Origin of the sequence: Brucella intermedia LMG 3301, from assembly GCF_000182645.1 — a bacterium.
Classification (GTDB): domain Bacteria; phylum Pseudomonadota; class Alphaproteobacteria; order Rhizobiales; family Rhizobiaceae; genus Brucella; species Brucella intermedia.
On sequence record NZ_ACQA01000002.1, the window covers coordinates 997,468 to 1,013,348 of the forward strand.

Sequence of the window (15,881 nt, forward strand, 5' to 3'; positions counted from 1 at the left end):
GGAGAACCCCATGAATTCTGCCGCACCACAGCGCATCTATGACTGGGCCGCATTCCGCGCCGAAATCGACGGAATCCGCATCTACGATGACCCGAAGCAGGTCGAACTGCGCTCTCGGGATTATTTCTGGTACAGCCCCATCCTCACCGAGGATATCGGCCATTATGTCGGCGATCTCGTCGTCATTCCGAAGGATCAGGACGAAGTACGCCGCGTTGCTGCTGCTGCCGCGAAACTTCGCATCCCGATCACCGTTCGCGGCGGCGGTACCGGCAATTACGGCCAGTGCGTTCCGCTTGAAGGCGGCATCATCCTGGACATGACCAAGATCGACCGCATCGTGTCCATCGAACCCGGCAGGGTTCGTGTCGAAGGCGGGGCTCGCATTTCGCGTCTTGACGATGCCGTGCGCGAGACCGGACAGGAATTGCTGATGTATCCGTCCACCCGTCGCATCGCCACGATTGGCGGCTTTTTCTCCGGCGGTTCAGGCGGCATCGGTTCGCTACGCCACGGCATGCTGCGCGACGATGGCAACGTTTATTCCGTCAAGGTCCTGACCGTGGAACCGGAACCGAAAATCATCCAACTGACGGGACGCGACATCCATAAAGTCCAGCATGCCTATGGGACCAACGGCATCATTCTGGAACTGGAAATCGGCCTCACCAAATCGACCGACTGGATACATACCGCAGCCTTGTTCGACAGTTACGAGGCAACGCTCAACTTCTGCCTCAAGGCACTGGAAGCCAATCTGGACTGCTATCTGCTAACGACGGTAGATCGTCGTTTTGCGCGCTTCTATACCAAGTTCGGCGAACTCTTCCCTTCCGACAAGGATGCGGTTTTCGCCATGATCGCACCGGAAGAGATGGCCCGTTTCGAGGCTCTCGCCACGGAATTTGGCGGCAAGATTTCCTTCGCCATGACGCTGGACGAATTGCACAAGAACGGTCTCCAGCCCGCTTACGAATGCGGCTGGAACCATACGACCTTGCAGGCACTGAAGGCCGAAGAAGGCTGGACCTACCTTCAGGTTGCCTATCCGCGCCCATTCGATGTTGATGTGGTGACCCGCCAGATCGCGCGCTACGGCGAAACACAATATATGCATCACGAAATGGCCCGGCTCGAGGGTGAAGTGCAGATTTTCGCACTTCCGCTTGTCCGCTTCGAAGGCCGTGACGAGATGTATCGCCTGATCAAGGAACTGGAGCAGGTTGACGGCTGCGACATCTACGATCCTCACGCCTACACCATCGAGGATGGCGGCATGAAGGAGATCGACAGCGTTCAGATCGAGTTCAAGAAACTCGCCGACCCGTACGGCCTGCTCAATCCGGGTAAAACACGCGGCTGGACCGCCGACATGGCTTTGACTGATTAAAACAAGGGGAACCAATATGAAAAAAACTCTGGTTGCGGCGTTTGCCGCGCTCTCCGTGGGCCTTTCCGCACAAATGGCCCATGCGCTCGACAAGGTGACGCTTGGCACCAACTGGCTGGCGCAAGCCGGTCACGGCGGCTTTTATCAGGCCGTAGCCGATGGCACTTACGAGAAATACGGCCTCGATGTGCAGATTGACATGGGCGGGCCACAGGTCAACAACCGCCCGATGCTGGCCGCGGGCCGTCTTGACTTCCTGCTGACCGGCAACCTGCTTCTGTCGTTCAACAATGTCGCCAATGGCGTGCCGACAACGGTTGTAGCCGCCTTCTACCAGAAAGACCCGCAGGCACTGATGGTGCATGAAGGCCAGTACAAGGATTTCAAGGACCTCGCCAATGCGCCGACCGTGCTGATGGGCAAGGATGCGCAGTTTTCCTTCTGGCCGTGGCTGGTGAAGGAGTTCGGCTTCAAGGACGAACAGCTTCGTCCCTATAATTACAGCCTCGCCCAGTTTCTTAGCGACCAGAAGGTCGTGCAGCAGGCTTATGCTACTGCGGAACCGATCTATGCCGAGAAGGAAGGTGCGAAGGTCACGACCTACCTCCTCGCCGATTATGGCTACAGCACTTACGGCAACACGATCGAAACCCGTCAGGACCTGATCGAAAAGAATCCCGATGTCGTACAGCGTTTCGTCAGCGCTTCCATCGAGGGCTGGACCAATTTTCTCTATGGCGACCGCAGCAAGGCCTATGAATTGATCCTGAAAGATAATCCGGACATGAGCAAGGAAACGCTCGATGCGGAACTGGAGCGGATCAAGAACCTCCAGCTCATCGACAGCGGCGACACGCTCGAAAAGGGAATCGGCGCTATTTCGATGGATCGCGTCAAGGCGTTTTACGAACTTGCCCGCAAGGCAGGAATTGTCAGCGGTGACGAACTCGACATGAGCAAGGTTGCGACCGACGCCTTCGTTAACAAGGGCATAGGGCTCGACATCAAGAAAAAGCTGGGCCAATAAGCCCCTTACCAATCGCGGCAGGTATGGATGAGTAACAGCGACGAGAATGAAGACACCGAACTGACCGGACGGGACAAGGTCCTCGGCCGCAGGCGGCGCATTCTCGGCGCAATACGGGCCGCCGCGATCGACGAGTTTGCCGAGAAAGGCCTTGCGGGGGCATCCACGCAAGGCATTGCGCACCGCGCCGGTCTCACCAAGCCGCAATTGCACTATTACATTTCCAGCAAGGAAGAACTCTACGAGGATATCATCGTCTATATCCTCGACGAGTGGGAAGAAATATTCCTCGGCGCCAATACCGAAAACGATCCTGCCAAGGTGATCCGGCAATATATTCGCGCCAAGCTCGAATACAGCCAGAAGAACCCCAAGGCTTCTCGCCTTTTCACCACCGAAATTGCCAATGGTGCGCCCTATCTCGGACGCCACTGGGCCAAACATCAGTCAGCGACCCAAAACGCTGTCCGCCTCATCCAGTCATGGGTGGACGACGGGCGCATCAGGCCTGTCGACCCGCTGCTGTTTCAGATGCATATCTGGGCCGTGACCCAGCATTATGCCGATTTTGAAGCGCAGGTGCGCAGCATGATGGAGCTCGGCAAGGACGAACCGCTGGATCTCGAACGGATCGAGAAGGAAGTTTCTGCACTCTTTCTGCGCGCCTGTGGGCTGGAATAGGACATTCCCTGAACGATTTTCGTCAGCGTAGCCCTTCAAGTTCCGCAATGCGGGCGGCACTGTCCTTTTCCAGCATTCGGGTCATTTCGCGAATGACCGTTTCCGCCAGCACAAAGAGCGCAGCCGAAGAATCCCATGCGGACGGCACGGCTGTGCGTCCCGCTAGAACATGACGGGCCACGCGTGCTATCGGCGAAAGCCACTGGTCGGTGACGAGAACGACCTCGACACCGCGTGACCGCGCCTTTTCGGCAAGCTGCAAAAGACTGTCCTGATAACGGCGAATATCGAAGACCACCAGAACGTCGCGCTTTCCCATATCGAGAAGGCGGTCACGCCAGACGCTCTCCTGCCCGCCAAGATGGAAGACGTGGGGACGAATGATCGTCAAATGTGCGGCCATATATTGCGCGATGGGATCGGTGAAGCGCCCGCCGATCAGGTAGATGTTTCCCTTGGCGTCGGTCAAGGCCGAAACAGCCTGCCTCAGTTGCTTTTCGCCAAGGTGCCGGAAGCTTTCACGGATATTTTCCAGCGTATGCTCCACCGCCGGATAAGCCGTATCCGGCCCGGTTCCCGGCTGTTCATTGCGATGATGCGGAGACTGTAACTGGGCAGCGAGTTCGTCCTGCAACCGCGCCTGGAAATCGGGATAATTCTGAAACCCGAGCCTGTTTACAAAGCGAAGGATCGTCGGGGAACTGACACCGGCCAGAGCGGAAAATTCCGCGACGGTTTTCAGCCCCAGGATTGGATAATTGGCGATCAGCGTCTGCGCGGCGCTTCGCTCGCCCGCCGGCATCGTATCGATCCGTTCGTTGATCAGTTCCGCAACGCTTGCATGCACAGGCAGAGTACTTCCCTTAGCGACTGCCCTTATAAAATTTGGGCGAAATTGTGTTTGACAAATAATCATAGGACGTATCAAATAATCCGCAATAGCGCATAAGTGGAAAAAACGTAACATAAGTTACAGCGCGGGGAACGAACAGAATGACGGACGAGCGAGAACATCGCACGGCTTCGTGCGAGCCTGTTTCTGTCTTCAACAAGGAGGGGGAAAGTCCCTATCTTCTTGTCTGCGAACATGCGTCCAATTTCATTCCAGAGACTTTCGACGGACTTGGACTGGATGCCGATGCCTTGCGGGCACATATTGCGTGGGACCCCGGCGCGGTGGAAGTTGCCAGACGTCTGGCTTCGTCTCTCAACGCGCCGCTTGTCGAAAGTCAGCTTTCGCGCCTGCTGATCGACTGCAACCGGCCGCTCGACGCCCATGATCTTATTCCGGAAATCAGCGAGACGACCGTGGTTCCCGGAAACCATGCACTCAACTCCATGGAGCGTATGGCGCGTATCGATCTTTCGCATCGTCCATTCCACACTGCTGTTGAACAGATCATTTCAAGACGTGCGCAACGCGGGCTGCCATCATGGATCGTGACGATCCATTCCTTCACTCCCATTTATCGGGATGTACCCCGCCCATGGCAGATCGGCATCATCCACGATGAAGACGAGCGGATCGGCAAGCCACTGATTGAGGCCCTGCGCAAGGACGATACCCTCCATGTGGGCGTAAACGAGCCCTATTCGCCAGCGGATCGTGTCTATTACACGCTGGAGCGTCACGCGCGGTCGCGCAATGCACCCTGCGTGATGATCGAATTGCGCAACAACGAGATTGCCGATGGTTCGGCCCAGACTGCCTGGTCCGAAAAACTCGCAACCATATTGGAGGACATAGCGAAAGCAATTGGTCCTCAAGACACTGAACAGGGAGCCTGAAGGAGCCGGAAATGCCGAAGCCGATCAGACTGTTCGTCAAATATGTTGATGCAATGAATTATTACATCGGGCGCTTTGCGATGTATCTGTTCTTCGCACTCGGCGCCTGCCTCCTTTACTCCACTTTTTCCCGTGTGTTTCTCGGCGTACCGGTGAATTGGGTACTGGAGATGTCCCAGTTCCTCCTCTCCGCCTATTATCTGCTCGGCGGCGCCTATGCCATGCAGCAAGGCGCGCATGTGCGCATGGATCTTTTCTTCGACCGCCTTTCTCCGCGAAGAAAAATGATCACGGACATGATCAGCATCCTGTTCATCATCTTCTATCTGGGCGTGATGGTTGCGGGCGGAATTTCAGCGACCAATTACGCCATCGTTTACAACCAGAAGAACTATACCGCCTGGGCGCCGCTTCTCTGGCCGATCAAGCTCATCATGACCGTCGGTATTTTCCTGCTGCTGCTGCAATGCGTCTCCAATTTCTTCAAGGACTGGGCCTCCCTGCGCGGAAAGCCGATCAGCACGATTGCGGGTCCTGCCATTGAGGAAGGACATCACATATGAGCTCTGAATTCATTACGCTCTTCATGTTTGCAACCATGATGGTGCTGCTGATGACCGGGCAGCGCGTATTTGGCGTGATCGGTTTCGTCGGTTCGCTCGCGGCACTCCTGCTTTGGGGCAAAGGCTCGTTCGAGATGCCCTATAATGCCACCTTTGCAGTACTGAACTGGTATCCGCTCATCACGGTGCCGTTCTTCGTCTTCATGGGTTATATGCTCTCGGAATCGGGCATTGCCAGCAATCTCTACCGGATGTTCCACGTCTGGTTCGGCGGCATTCGCGGCGGTCTCGCGCTGGGCACGATTGGCCTGATGGTCATCATTTCCTGCATGAACGGCCTCAGCGTCGCGGGCATGGCAATCGGCGCCACCGTGGCGCTGCCCGAACTGCTGAAACGCGGCTACAACAAGGTGATGGTTACGGGTGTCATCCAGGCGGGCAGCTCGCTCGGCATCCTCATTCCACCGAGCGTCGTGCTCGTTCTTTATGCGATGATCGCCCGGCAGCCGGTTTTGCAGCTGTGGCTCGCAGGCATCGGCCCTGGCCTTCTCATGGCAGCGCTCTTTGCGATCTACATTTATATCCGCTGCCGTATCCAGCCCGAACTCGGACCAACATTGCCCAGAGAAGAGCTGGATAAGATCACGTGGCGTGACCGTTTCGTCACCCTGCGCGCAGGCATCTTGCCGCTTGTGGTCTTCGGCGCGATGATGGGCCTGTTCCTCACCGGCGTTACCAGCCTTGTCGAAAGTTCCGCCGTCGGCGCCTTACTTGCAACGCTTGCCGCACTTTTTACCGGACGCCTGAACAAGGCGGTATGGGAAACCACGACACGCAACAGTCTCACCGTCACCTGCATGTTCCTCTGGATCATTCTGGCGGCGCTGTGCTTTTCGTCGGTCTATGACGGTCTCGGCGCGGTGAAAGCCATTGAAAAGATCTTGCTCAACACCTTCGATCTTTCGCCGTGGACAATCCTGGTACTAATGCTGTTTTCATTCATCATACTGGGCATGTTCCTTGATGATACGGCCATGCTGGTCATCGTAGCGCCGCTTTACATACCGCTGGTCAAGAGCCTCGGCTTTAACGCCATCTGGTTCGGCGTGCTCTACACCATCACTTGCCAGATCGCGTATATCACGCCGCCCTTCGGCTACAATCTCTTCATGATGCGAGCCTTGGCGCCGAAGGAAGTCACGCTGATAGATATCTATCGATCGATCGTGCCGTTCTTCTTCCTCATGGTGCTGACCATCATCATCCTGATGATTTTTCCGGAGATCGCGATGTGGTTGCCCAACTGGTACACAGGACGATGACGACAATTACGGGAGAATGCGCATAACCGGTAACAAGAGCCCCAATGGCCAGACCGGAACAAATAAAGGGTGAACTCAAACAAGAGTGGGAGAATGGGCATGAATGAGAATAGCAAGCTTAACAAACGCGATTTTCTCAAGAAGGCCGGGCTGACGTCTGTAGGTGCCTTGGGGGCAAGCACACTTGCAACGCCTTACGTCAGGGCACAGAGCCCGATCAAATGGAGGTTGCAGACCTATGCAGGCCCGGCCCTTGCCGAGCACGTCATCAAGCCCTCGATTGACGCGTTCAACAAGGCTGCCAATGGCGAAATGGTGATCGAACTTTACACGGCCGACCAGCTTGTGCCGCAAGGTGAGTTGTTCCGTGCCGTTCAGTCCGGCACGATCGACGCCGCGCAAAGCGACGACGACTCCATGGCGTCGCCGGTCGACGTTGCGGTGTTTGGGGCCTATTTCCCCTTCGCATCGCGCTACAGCCTTGATGTGCCCGCCTTGTTCAACTGGTATGGGCTCAACGAAATCTGGGAAGAAGCATATAAGGAAATTCCGGGTGTAACGTGGCTTAGTGCCGGGTCCTGGGACCCCTGCAATTTTGCTACAACCAAGCCGATCCGCAGTCTGCAGGATCTGCAAGGATTGCGTGTCTTTACCTTCCCGACCGGGGGACGTTTCCTGACCAAATTCGGCGTCGTTCCGGTGACTTTGCCATGGGAGGATATTGAAGTAGCCATCCAGACCGGCGAACTGGACGGTGTGTGCTGGTCCGGTGCGACGGAAGTATATACGGTCGGCTGGGCCGACATTAACAAATACTACCTCACCAACAATATCAGCGGCGCTTGGGGCAGGCTCCTATTTTGCCAATACGGAAAAATGGAATGCCGTGCCGGATCACCTCAAGCAGCTGTTCAAGCTGGCCATGGATTCATCGCATTACTACCGCCAGCATTGGTATTGGTGGGGCGAAGCGCATTATCGCACCACAGGAGGGAAGCTGGAACTGACCAGCATTCCCGAAGCTGAATGGAAGCAGGTGGAAGATGCAGCCATGCAGTTCTGGGATGAGATTGCGGCCAAGAGTGCACGAACCGCGAAAGTGGTCAAAATCCTCAAGAAATACCAGAAGACCATGCGCGATGCAGGCGCACCGTACCGTTATGCCTGACGAACAAGGGCGCCGTGCTTTCGCGCGGCGCCTCTCACTTCATTCCGTGGGAGCACAGCAAACTAAATGGCCGGACAACTGACATTCGATGCATTGAAAAAGGCAGTCGCGGAAGATGAAATCGATACGGTTCTTGCGTGTTTTGTGGACATGCAGGGACGCCTGATCGGCAAGCGCTTCTACGGGCAGTTCTTCGTGGAGTCCGGTTACGACGAGACCCACGGCTGCAATTATCTTCTCGCAGACGATATCGATATGGAGCCGGTCCCGGGCTATGAGGCCGCCGGATGGGATAAGGGCTATGGCGATTTTGTCATCAAGCCGGACCTTTCGACCTTGCGGGTCGCCACATGGCTGGAAAAGACAGCCATCGTGCTTTGCGACGTGCTCGATCATCACGACCACCAGGATCTGGCGCATTCTCCGCGCGCCATCCTCAAGAAGCAACTCGCCCGCCTGCACGAGCGCGGCTATCGCGCCTATTTTGCATCCGAGCTCGAATTCTATCTGTTCGATGAGACCTACAAGACGGCCCGCGCCAAGCACTGGCAGGACATGGAAACGGCTTCGCCTTATGTGCAGGATTATGTCATCCACCTGACCACCAAGGAAGAACCGGTTCTTCGCGCAATGCGCAATCAACTAGCGGCGGCGGGCATTCCGGTCGAAAACTCGAAGGGTGAATGGGGCCCGGGGCAGGAAGAGCTGAATGTGCGCTACGCCGAAGCGCTCGAAATGGCGGATCGCCATGTCATCATGAAAAACGCGATGAAGGAAATCGCCGAGGCGCAGGGCAAATGCATCACCTTCATGGCCAAGTATGATTACAGCAAGGCGGGAAGCTCGAGCCACGTGCACAACTCCATCTGGAGCGCCGACGGCAAGGAGCCGCTCTTCTTCGATCCGAAAGCGCCTTACACCATGACCCCGCTGATGCGTTCATGGGTAGCTGGGCAACTCAAATACGCCACCGATTACACCTATTTCCTGGCGCCCTATATCAATTCCTACAAGCGTTTTCAGGCTGGCACTTTTGCGCCAACGAAGATCATGTGGAGCCAGGATAATCGTACGGCAGGGTTTCGCCTGTGCGGCGAAGGCACGAAGGGCATTCGCATCGAGTGTCGCATCGGCGGTGCCGATCTCAATCCATATCTGGCCTTTGCAGCCCTTATCGCAGCAGGTTTGAAAGGAATAGACGAGCAGCTGGAACTTGAAGAACCTTTCGTCGGCGACGCCTATAGTGCCGTGAAACTCAAGGAAATTCCCTATACGCTTCGCGAAGCCGCTCAGGCTCTCAAGAACTCCGCGTTTCTCAAGGAGGCGCTCGGTGAGGCCGTGGTCAACCATTATGTGCATACCGCCCATTGGGAGCAGATCGAATACGACCGGCGCGTGACCGACTGGGAGCTGCACCGCGGTTTCGAGCGCTACTGACCCCGACATAATGCCAGACTTCAAAGGAAACTACAGATGAGCGGCACAGCCAAAATCATCTCCCCGATAGACGGCTCTGTATATGCCGAACGTCCTTTCTTGAACGAGACCGCAATCGCCTCGGCCGTCGCCGCTGCCCGCGACGCGCAGGCCGGATGGGTTCAATTGAGCATAGCGGAACGCGCACGTTATTGCCGGTCAGCCCTTGATGCCCTCGCCGGAATGCAGGACGAGATCGTGCCTGAAATCGCATGGCAGATGGGACGGCCAACGCGCTACGGCGGCGAAAATGGCGGCGTTCAGGAACGCGGCCAATATATGATCGACATCGCCGAGGAGTCCCTCAAGGCCTATGTGCCAGCGCAGAAGGACGGCTTTCGTCGGTATGTCAAACATGTACCGCTCGGCGTCGTGATGGTAATCGCGCCATGGAATTATCCTTACCTCACCGCAGTCAACACGATCATCCCCGCGCTGATGGCCGGAAACACGGTGATCTTAAAACATGCGACGCAGACGCTGCTGGCAGGTGAACGCTTTGCAAAAGCGTTCGAGAAGGCCGGGCTGCCCAAGGGCGTGTTCCAGAACGTCGTCCTTGATCACGCGTCAACGGAAAAGCTGCTTGCATCCGGCGCAATCGACCATGTGAATTTCACCGGGTCGGTCGGCGGCGGGCGGGCCATTGAGAGGGCTGCTGCAGGCACCTTCATGACGCTTGGGCTGGAGCTTGGCGGCAAGGACCCGGCCTATGTGCTCCCCGACGTCAATCTGGATCATGCCGTCGCCAACCTTGTGGATGGCGCGTTCTTCAATTCCGGCCAGTGCTGCTGCGGAATTGAGCGCATCTATGTTCATGAAGCCATCTATGACCGCTTCGTTGACGGTTTCATTGACCTGACGAAGCAATATGTGGTCGGCAACCCTCTCGACGGTTCAACGACGCTTGGCCCGATGGCGCAGGCGCGTTTCGCCGATCTCATCCGCGAGCAGAAAGCCGAAGCCTTGCGCAAGGGCGCAAAGGCCCACATCGATATGAGCGTCGAAAATGATCGCGCTGGTTCCCCTTACGTCGCGCCGGAAGTGCTTACCAATGTGGACCACCAGATGAGCGTCATGCGTGAGGAAAGTTTCGGCCCCATCGTCGGCATCATGAAAGTGCGCAACGATGAGGAAGCCCTAGCACTCATGAACGACAGCATCTATGGCCTTACGGCTTCGCTCTGGACTGCCGATACGGACCACGCAACAGCCCTCGGCGATCGCATCGAAACGGGTACGGTTTTCATGAACCGCTGCGATTATCTCGATCCTGCACTTGTCTGGACCGGGGTGAAAGACACCGGCAAGGGCGCCGCACTGTCGCCCATCGGCTACGGCAATCTCACGCGACCGAAATCCTTCCACCTGCGCGAGAAAATCTGACCTGATTTGAGTTCTGGAAAGCAATCGACATGACCACTTTGACTGCCAAATGGAATTTCCCCACCACCGTGCTTTTCGGCCCTGGCCGCATCAAGGAACTGCCTGCGGTCCTCAAGGGTGCTGGCATTGAGAACCCGCTCTTTGTGACCGATCCTGGGATGGCAAAGCTTCCCGTGGTGGCCTCAACACTCGCTATTCTGGACGAAGCTGGCGTCAAATACGGAGTGTTTTCCGATGTGAAACCCAACCCGGTCGAAAGCAATCTCTACGCGGGTGTCGAGGTTTTCAAGAGCGGCAAGCATGATGGCGTCATCGCATTTGGTGGCGGTTCGGCGCTGGACCTTGGCAAGCTGATTGCCTTTCAGGCAGGACAGACACGGCCGGTCTGGGATTTTGAAGACATAGGCGACTGGTGGACCCGTGCGGACAGCAAGGCCATTGCCCCAATCATCGCCGTGCCAACCACTGCGGGCACCGGATCGGAAGTTGGCCGTGCAGGCGTTCTGACCAACGAAACGACCCACACCAAGAAAGTCATCTTTCACCCCAAGATGCTTCCGGTCACGGTCATTGCCGATCCTGAACTTTCAATGGGGATGCCGCCTTTCATTACGGCGGGCACAGGCATGGATGCGCTGGCGCACTGTCTTGAAGCCTATTGCGCACCGGGCTTTCACCCCATGGCAGATGGTATCGCGGTCGAGGGCATCCGTCTCGTTTTTGAAAACCTTCCAAAGGCTTACGCCGACGGCAAGAATGTCGAAGCCCGCGCCAACATGATGGCGGCTGCGGCCATGGGTGCGACAGCCTTCCAGAAGGGTCTGGGCGCAATCCACTCCCTCTCCCATCCGATCGGCGCTCTCTACGATACACATCACGGCATGACCAATGCGGTTTTCATGCCTTATGTTCTGATTCAGAACCGGTCGGCCATCGAAACGCGCATCGAAAGGCTCGCCGATTATCTTGGTATCGAGGGCGGGTTCGACGGGTTTCTGACGGCCATCATGAAACTGCGCAGCGACCTCGGTGTCCCCAATGCACTGCCTGAATTCATCAAGGGTCTCAGCATGGACAATGCCCGCAAAGATCTGATCGCTGAGATGGCAATAGTAGATCCTACTGCCGGCGGCAATCCGATTGAATTGACAAAGGAACGCGCGTTGAAGTTGCTAAACGCCGCTATCGAAGGTAAGGTTTGAAACACTAAATTCGGGATAAAATCCATCCTGCAACAGTGCGAAGCGATTTGCGCAGGATACTGCGCAAAAACAAAATGGATAAAGGTAAGCATCGCACCACCTACGGCGGGGGGCGATGCATTGGGGAGCAGGTTCTTGGGGAGGAGCCTGCTCCCTTTCCTTTGCAAAAGTCAGCCATGCAAGAATCCAGACCCGACTTTTAACCGGACGAAAAATGGGAACAAAGGAATAGTTTCAATCGTTCAACCTCGTTATATTAACAAGGAGGGTTGCACATGAATATATTCAAGCAGACCTGTGTCGGGGCCTTCGCCGTGATTTTCGGAGCGACATCGGTTGTACCGACAATGGCGGCACCCATGAATCTGGAGCGCCCTGTCATCAACGACAATGTGGAGCAAGTGCGCGATCATCGCCGACCGCCGCGCCATTTCCGGGGCCATCGGCACAATCGACCCGGCCACTGGAACGGTCACCGGGGTTATCGGCATCATCGCCACGGCTATCGTCGCCATAGCGATGGGTGGTGGTATCCGCTGGCGGCTTTTGGCGCAGGCGCCATTGTTGGCGGCGCATTAAGCCAGCCGCGCCACGTCTACCGGGCACCAAGAATGTCAAACGCGCATGTTCGTTGGTGCTATAACCGCTTCCGGTCCTATCGCTCCTGGGACAATACGTTCCAGCCCTATAATGGGCCACGTAGACAGTGCTTTTCGCCCTACTATCGTGGATAATCGCAAAGCGCCCTCCGGGGCGCTTTTTCATGCAATCCGCAATACGCCGAAGCGGATTGGGACGGAATTTTCCGAATTTTGCTTCGGCCACCGCTGGACGTCTCATTCAAACAGGAATAAGCAAGCCTGCGTCATATCAACGTCGCGAGGAAATTTTTCTTCGTTACATTCTTTCGCGGCGAGAAGGACAATATTCAGAACACCGATCTTGGAAGAAATGTGCTGATTTTCTCCAAGACCAGTTCAGTCCCAGCCGACGGCCACTCTTTAGCCGCGTGCATTGCGCGGGCAGGTTGATTTCGGCGCAAATTCGAGTTTGAAAATGTCGCATACTACCGCCGCAAGCCCTGCACCTTCCAACGCACAACGCGTCGCGATGACAGCCCTCATCGTTGGCGGCATCGCTATCGGCAGTTCGCCGATATTTGTGCGCCTTTCCGAGGTGGGGCCGCTGGCAACAGGCTTTTGGCGTCTAGCACTTGCAGTTTTACCGCTGCTGTTCATGGATGGTCGCGAACGGCGCGACGAAAAGGATGCGGCACCGCTCACACCAACCGACTGCCTGCGCCTCGCCCTGCCCGGCCTGTTCATCGCTTTCGACCTCGGCGCGTGGCACTTGTCGCTGCACATGACATCCGTTGCAAATGCCACGTTGCTCGCCAATATGGCGCCGATTTTCGTGACACTCGGCGCATGGCTGCTTTTCAAGTCGCGCGTGAGCACATCCTTCATGATCGGCCTTGCCGTCGCTGTCATTGGCGTCATCGTGCTAAAGGGCGGGCCGGGCGAGCTTCTCCAATCGCGATCGTCCGGCGATGCGATGGCGCTTCTGGCCGCAGTCTTCTATGCTGGCTACATCCTTTCGGTGGGTCGCTTGCGCAGCCGCTTTTCTACCATGCGCATCATGCTATGGAGCAGCGCGATTGCCGCCGTATTTTCATTGCCGATCGCCTATTTCATGGAAGGCCAGATACTGCCTGCGACGCTCTATGGATGGCTTATCCTCGCGGGCCTTGCATGGGTGACCCACGCCGCAGGCCAGAGCATGATCGCCTATGCGCTTGCCTATCTTCCCGCGTCGTTCTCGTCACTCACCTTGCTTCTACAACCGGTCGTCGCGGCGTTTCTTGCCTGGACTATCCTGTCGGAACCTATCGGCATGTTGCAGGCTCTGGGCGGTATCATCGTGATATCGGGTATTCTGATTGCTCGAAGAGGATAGGATATGAAAAAGCCCCGGAGAACCGGGGCTTTCTTACTGAGCTGATTATTCAGCCAGCCATTCCTTGATGCGGTCCGGATGATCCGCGATATATTTGTCGACGGCCTTTTCATAGGATGTTTCCTGCGCGTCGAACATTGCAGCCTCAAGCTCGCTGATCGGAAGACTCATCTTGGTGAGCAGCGAGGCAACTTTCGGATTTTCTTCCTTGAAGCCCTTGCGCGCAATTGCGTCGATATGTTCCGCACCACCAAGTGCACCTTCGGGATCAGCAATGTAACGCAGCTTGTACTTGCCAAACATCCAGTGCGGGCTCCACGACGTTGCCACGAACCAGCCGTCGGAACGTGTGGCGCGGTCGACTGTGGTCAGCATGGCCGCTTCACTGGAAATATTGAGCTTGTAGTCCAGCCCATATTTCTTGATCGCCTCCTGCGACAGGCGCGTAAGGCCGGCGCCCGGATCGATGCCCTGAATTTCGCCCTTCAGCTTTTCGCGAACTTCCGGCTTCTTCAGGTCCTCGATGGAACTGATCTCGCTTTCGGGAATGTAAGCCGGAACGATCCAGCCAAGCTTGGCACCTTCATAGAGCGGCCCGAGATTTTCGACCTTGCCTTCAATGCGCTTGTAGTAATCGGCGTGGGTTTCCGGCAGCCATGCCATCATCATGGCATCGATATCGCCACGGCTCACGCCCTGATAGAGTGGGGCCACGTCTGTCTGAACCAGTTCGACCTTCTGGCCGAGATTGTCTTCGATCAGCTTCTTGGCAAGTTTTGTGACGAATTCAGCATCCGACCATGGCGCCCAGCCGATTTTAACCGGCTTGCTGTCCTGCGCAAACGCTGCGCCCATGGTCATCGTTCCCGCCACAACTGCCGCCAGACCGAATTTGGTTAGTTTGCCTAACATAGCTTCTCCTTTTCGATTGGTATCAGTTCCCGTTGTTATTCTTGGTTATTATTGCTTGCGTCATGCTTCCTGCTTGCGAAAGGATGAGGCGGACTGGGTGTCCGCCGCCTTCCTTAAAGATGCAAGCCGTTTGAAAAACCCGGTGCCACCCTTGCCGAAGCTCTGGGTAATGCGGTCGAGAATGACTGCCAGGATGACCACTGCCAGACCGCCTTCGAAGCCGAGCCCCACATTGAGGCGCTGAATACCGGTCAGAACAGTATTGCCGAGACCGCCTGCGCCGATCATCGATGCGATAACCACCATTGAAAGCGACAGCATGATCGTCTGGTTGATGCCGGCCATGATCGAGGGCATGGCGTTCGGAAGCTGCACCTTGAACAGGAGTTGCCGCGACGTGCAGCCGAAGGCCAGCCCCGCTTCGACAAACTCCGAATGCACCTGCCGAATACCGAGATTGGTCAGACGCACGACCGGCGGCATGGCAAAAATCACCGTCGCAATCGTTCCGGGCACGGCACCAAGACCGAAAAACATGGCAGCCGGAATGAGATAGACGAAAGCAGGCATCGTCTGCATGAGGTCAAGAACCGGGCGGACGATCGAAGCAATCGTGTCGCTGCGCGCCATCGCGATACCAAGCGGGATGCCGATTACGACAGCAATAACTGTCGAGGCCAGCACCAGAGAAAGGCTTTCCATCGTGCCGGTCCACAAATCCATGTGGATGATGAGCCCCAGCGCAAGAGCGGTGAAAATCGCAAATTTCCACCCCACGCGCCACAGCGATAGCAGTGCTAGCACTGCAACCCCGCCGACAGGCGGCACAGCAAGCAAAGCATTCTGGATACTATCGGTAACAAAACCGATAGTGGCTGCGATCATATCGAGCGCGGGCGTAAAGTGGTCAAGTATGTAGTTGACCACAACATCCGCCCATTCGCCGACACTGAAATTCAAATCCATATTTTACCGTCCATTTCCGTATTTCTTCTGGATTGGACCCATTCTGC

The 15,881-nt window shown here is 56.3% G+C and carries 14 protein-coding genes and 1 pseudogene; 12 read left to right on the top strand and 3 right to left on the bottom strand.

Translation table 11 applies throughout. The features are described 5' to 3' along the window. Nucleotides 1-10: 10 nt before the first annotated feature. The 3 genes from OINT_RS17030 to OINT_RS17040 are packed head-to-tail and all read left to right on the top strand — an operon-like array spanning nt 11 to nt 3,098. Nucleotides 11-1,390, top strand: a complete 1,380-nt coding sequence (locus tag OINT_RS17030; protein ID WP_006469134.1) for an FAD-binding oxidoreductase — start codon at nt 11-13, stop codon at nt 1,388-1,390. A gap of 16 nt (nt 1,391-1,406) precedes the next feature. Then, nucleotides 1,407-2,417, top strand: a complete 1,011-nt coding sequence (locus OINT_RS17035; RefSeq protein ID WP_006469135.1) for an ABC transporter substrate-binding protein — start codon at nt 1,407-1,409, stop codon at nt 2,415-2,417. Between the two features lie 27 nt (nt 2,418-2,444). Then, nucleotides 2,445-3,098 (top strand): TetR family transcriptional regulator C-terminal domain-containing protein, encoded by a 654-nt coding sequence (locus OINT_RS17040; RefSeq protein WP_006469136.1) that lies wholly within the window; start codon nt 2,445-2,447, stop codon nt 3,096-3,098. 22 nt (nt 3,099-3,120) lie between these two features. On the opposite strand, the gene OINT_RS17045 is transcribed toward OINT_RS17040, so the two are convergent. Next, nucleotides 3,121-4,065, bottom strand: coding sequence for a MurR/RpiR family transcriptional regulator (locus OINT_RS17045; protein ID WP_006469137.1), 945 nt, complete (start codon nt 4,063-4,065; stop codon nt 3,121-3,123). Between the two features lie 26 nt (nt 4,066-4,091). Here OINT_RS17045 and OINT_RS17050 point away from each other — a divergent pair, with 26 nt between their 5' ends. The 9 genes and pseudogenes from OINT_RS17050 to OINT_RS17090 all read left to right on the top strand — a co-directional run bounded on the left by OINT_RS17050 (nt 4,092) and on the right by OINT_RS17090 (nt 13,956). After that, nucleotides 4,092-4,886: an N-formylglutamate amidohydrolase gene (locus tag OINT_RS17050; protein ID WP_006469138.1), complete on the top strand. Its 795-nt coding sequence runs from the start codon at nt 4,092-4,094 to the stop codon at nt 4,884-4,886. Nucleotides 4,887-4,897: 11 nt separating this feature from the next. Continuing rightward, complete coding sequence (locus OINT_RS17055; RefSeq protein ID WP_006469139.1) at nt 4,898-5,449, top strand: TRAP transporter small permease subunit; 552 nt, start codon at nt 4,898-4,900, stop codon at nt 5,447-5,449. After that, nucleotides 5,446-6,771, top strand: coding sequence for a TRAP transporter large permease (locus tag OINT_RS17060; protein WP_006469140.1), 1,326 nt, complete (start codon nt 5,446-5,448; stop codon nt 6,769-6,771). The genes OINT_RS17055 and OINT_RS17060 overlap by 4 nt, the downstream gene beginning before the upstream one ends. Before the next feature lie 99 nt (nt 6,772-6,870). Beyond that, nucleotides 6,871-7,939 (top strand): annotated as a pseudogene (locus OINT_RS17065) (TRAP transporter substrate-binding protein). 66 nt (nt 7,940-8,005) lie between these two features. Next, entirely contained in the window at nt 8,006-9,376 is a 1,371-nt protein-coding gene (locus tag OINT_RS17070) for a glutamine synthetase family protein (RefSeq protein ID WP_006469141.1), read from the top strand. Nucleotides 9,377-9,412: 36 nt separating this feature from the next. Further along, the gene (locus tag OINT_RS17075; protein ID WP_006469142.1) at nt 9,413-10,798 is read left to right on the top strand and encodes an aldehyde dehydrogenase family protein; all 1,386 of its coding nucleotides are present in this window, start codon (nt 9,413-9,415) and stop codon (nt 10,796-10,798) included. A 29-nt stretch (nt 10,799-10,827) separates the two neighbouring features. Further along, the gene (locus OINT_RS17080) at nt 10,828-12,000 is read left to right on the top strand and encodes an iron-containing alcohol dehydrogenase (protein WP_006469143.1); all 1,173 of its coding nucleotides are present in this window, start codon (nt 10,828-10,830) and stop codon (nt 11,998-12,000) included. A 275-nt stretch (nt 12,001-12,275) separates the two neighbouring features. Continuing rightward, entirely contained in the window at nt 12,276-12,734 is a 459-nt protein-coding gene (locus tag OINT_RS23100) for a BA14K family protein (protein ID WP_006471984.1), read from the top strand. A 322-nt stretch (nt 12,735-13,056) separates the two neighbouring features. After that, nucleotides 13,057-13,956 (top strand): DMT family transporter, encoded by a 900-nt coding sequence (locus OINT_RS17090; protein ID WP_021587287.1) that lies wholly within the window; start codon nt 13,057-13,059, stop codon nt 13,954-13,956. A gap of 45 nt (nt 13,957-14,001) precedes the next feature. On the opposite strand, the gene OINT_RS17095 is transcribed toward OINT_RS17090, so the two are convergent. Together OINT_RS17095 and OINT_RS17100 are read right to left on the bottom strand one after the other, a co-directional pair. Further along, nucleotides 14,002-14,868, bottom strand: a complete 867-nt coding sequence (locus OINT_RS17095; RefSeq protein WP_006469146.1) for a glycine betaine ABC transporter substrate-binding protein — start codon at nt 14,866-14,868, stop codon at nt 14,002-14,004. A gap of 60 nt (nt 14,869-14,928) precedes the next feature. After that, nucleotides 14,929-15,834, bottom strand: a complete 906-nt coding sequence (locus OINT_RS17100; RefSeq protein WP_006469147.1) for an ABC transporter permease — start codon at nt 15,832-15,834, stop codon at nt 14,929-14,931. Between the last annotated feature and the right edge of the window lie 47 nt (nt 15,835-15,881).

Excerpts from the sequence above, each read along its gene's own strand:
- OINT_RS17030 (WP_006469134.1), top strand. The coding sequence starts at position 11 with ATGAATTCTGCCGCACCACAGCGCATCTATGACTGGGCCGCATTCCGC.
- OINT_RS17035 (WP_006469135.1), top strand. The coding sequence starts at position 1,407 with ATGAAAAAAACTCTGGTTGCGGCGTTTGCCGCGCTCTCCGTGGGCCTT.
- OINT_RS17040 (WP_006469136.1), top strand. The coding sequence starts at position 2,445 with ATGAGTAACAGCGACGAGAATGAAGACACCGAACTGACCGGACGGGAC.
- OINT_RS17045 (WP_006469137.1), bottom strand. The coding sequence starts at position 4,065 with ATGTTACGTTTTTTCCACTTATGCGCTATTGCGGATTATTTGATACGT.
- OINT_RS17050 (WP_006469138.1), top strand. The coding sequence starts at position 4,092 with ATGACGGACGAGCGAGAACATCGCACGGCTTCGTGCGAGCCTGTTTCT.
- OINT_RS17055 (WP_006469139.1), top strand. The coding sequence starts at position 4,898 with ATGCCGAAGCCGATCAGACTGTTCGTCAAATATGTTGATGCAATGAAT.
- OINT_RS17060 (WP_006469140.1), top strand. The coding sequence starts at position 5,446 with ATGAGCTCTGAATTCATTACGCTCTTCATGTTTGCAACCATGATGGTG.
- OINT_RS17070 (WP_006469141.1), top strand. The coding sequence starts at position 8,006 with ATGGCCGGACAACTGACATTCGATGCATTGAAAAAGGCAGTCGCGGAA.
- OINT_RS17075 (WP_006469142.1), top strand. The coding sequence starts at position 9,413 with ATGAGCGGCACAGCCAAAATCATCTCCCCGATAGACGGCTCTGTATAT.
- OINT_RS17080 (WP_006469143.1), top strand. The coding sequence starts at position 10,828 with ATGACCACTTTGACTGCCAAATGGAATTTCCCCACCACCGTGCTTTTC.
- OINT_RS23100 (WP_006471984.1), top strand. The coding sequence starts at position 12,276 with ATGAATATATTCAAGCAGACCTGTGTCGGGGCCTTCGCCGTGATTTTC.
- OINT_RS17090 (WP_021587287.1), top strand. The coding sequence starts at position 13,057 with ATGTCGCATACTACCGCCGCAAGCCCTGCACCTTCCAACGCACAACGC.
- OINT_RS17095 (WP_006469146.1), bottom strand. The coding sequence starts at position 14,868 with ATGTTAGGCAAACTAACCAAATTCGGTCTGGCGGCAGTTGTGGCGGGA.
- OINT_RS17100 (WP_006469147.1), bottom strand. The coding sequence starts at position 15,834 with ATGGATTTGAATTTCAGTGTCGGCGAATGGGCGGATGTTGTGGTCAAC.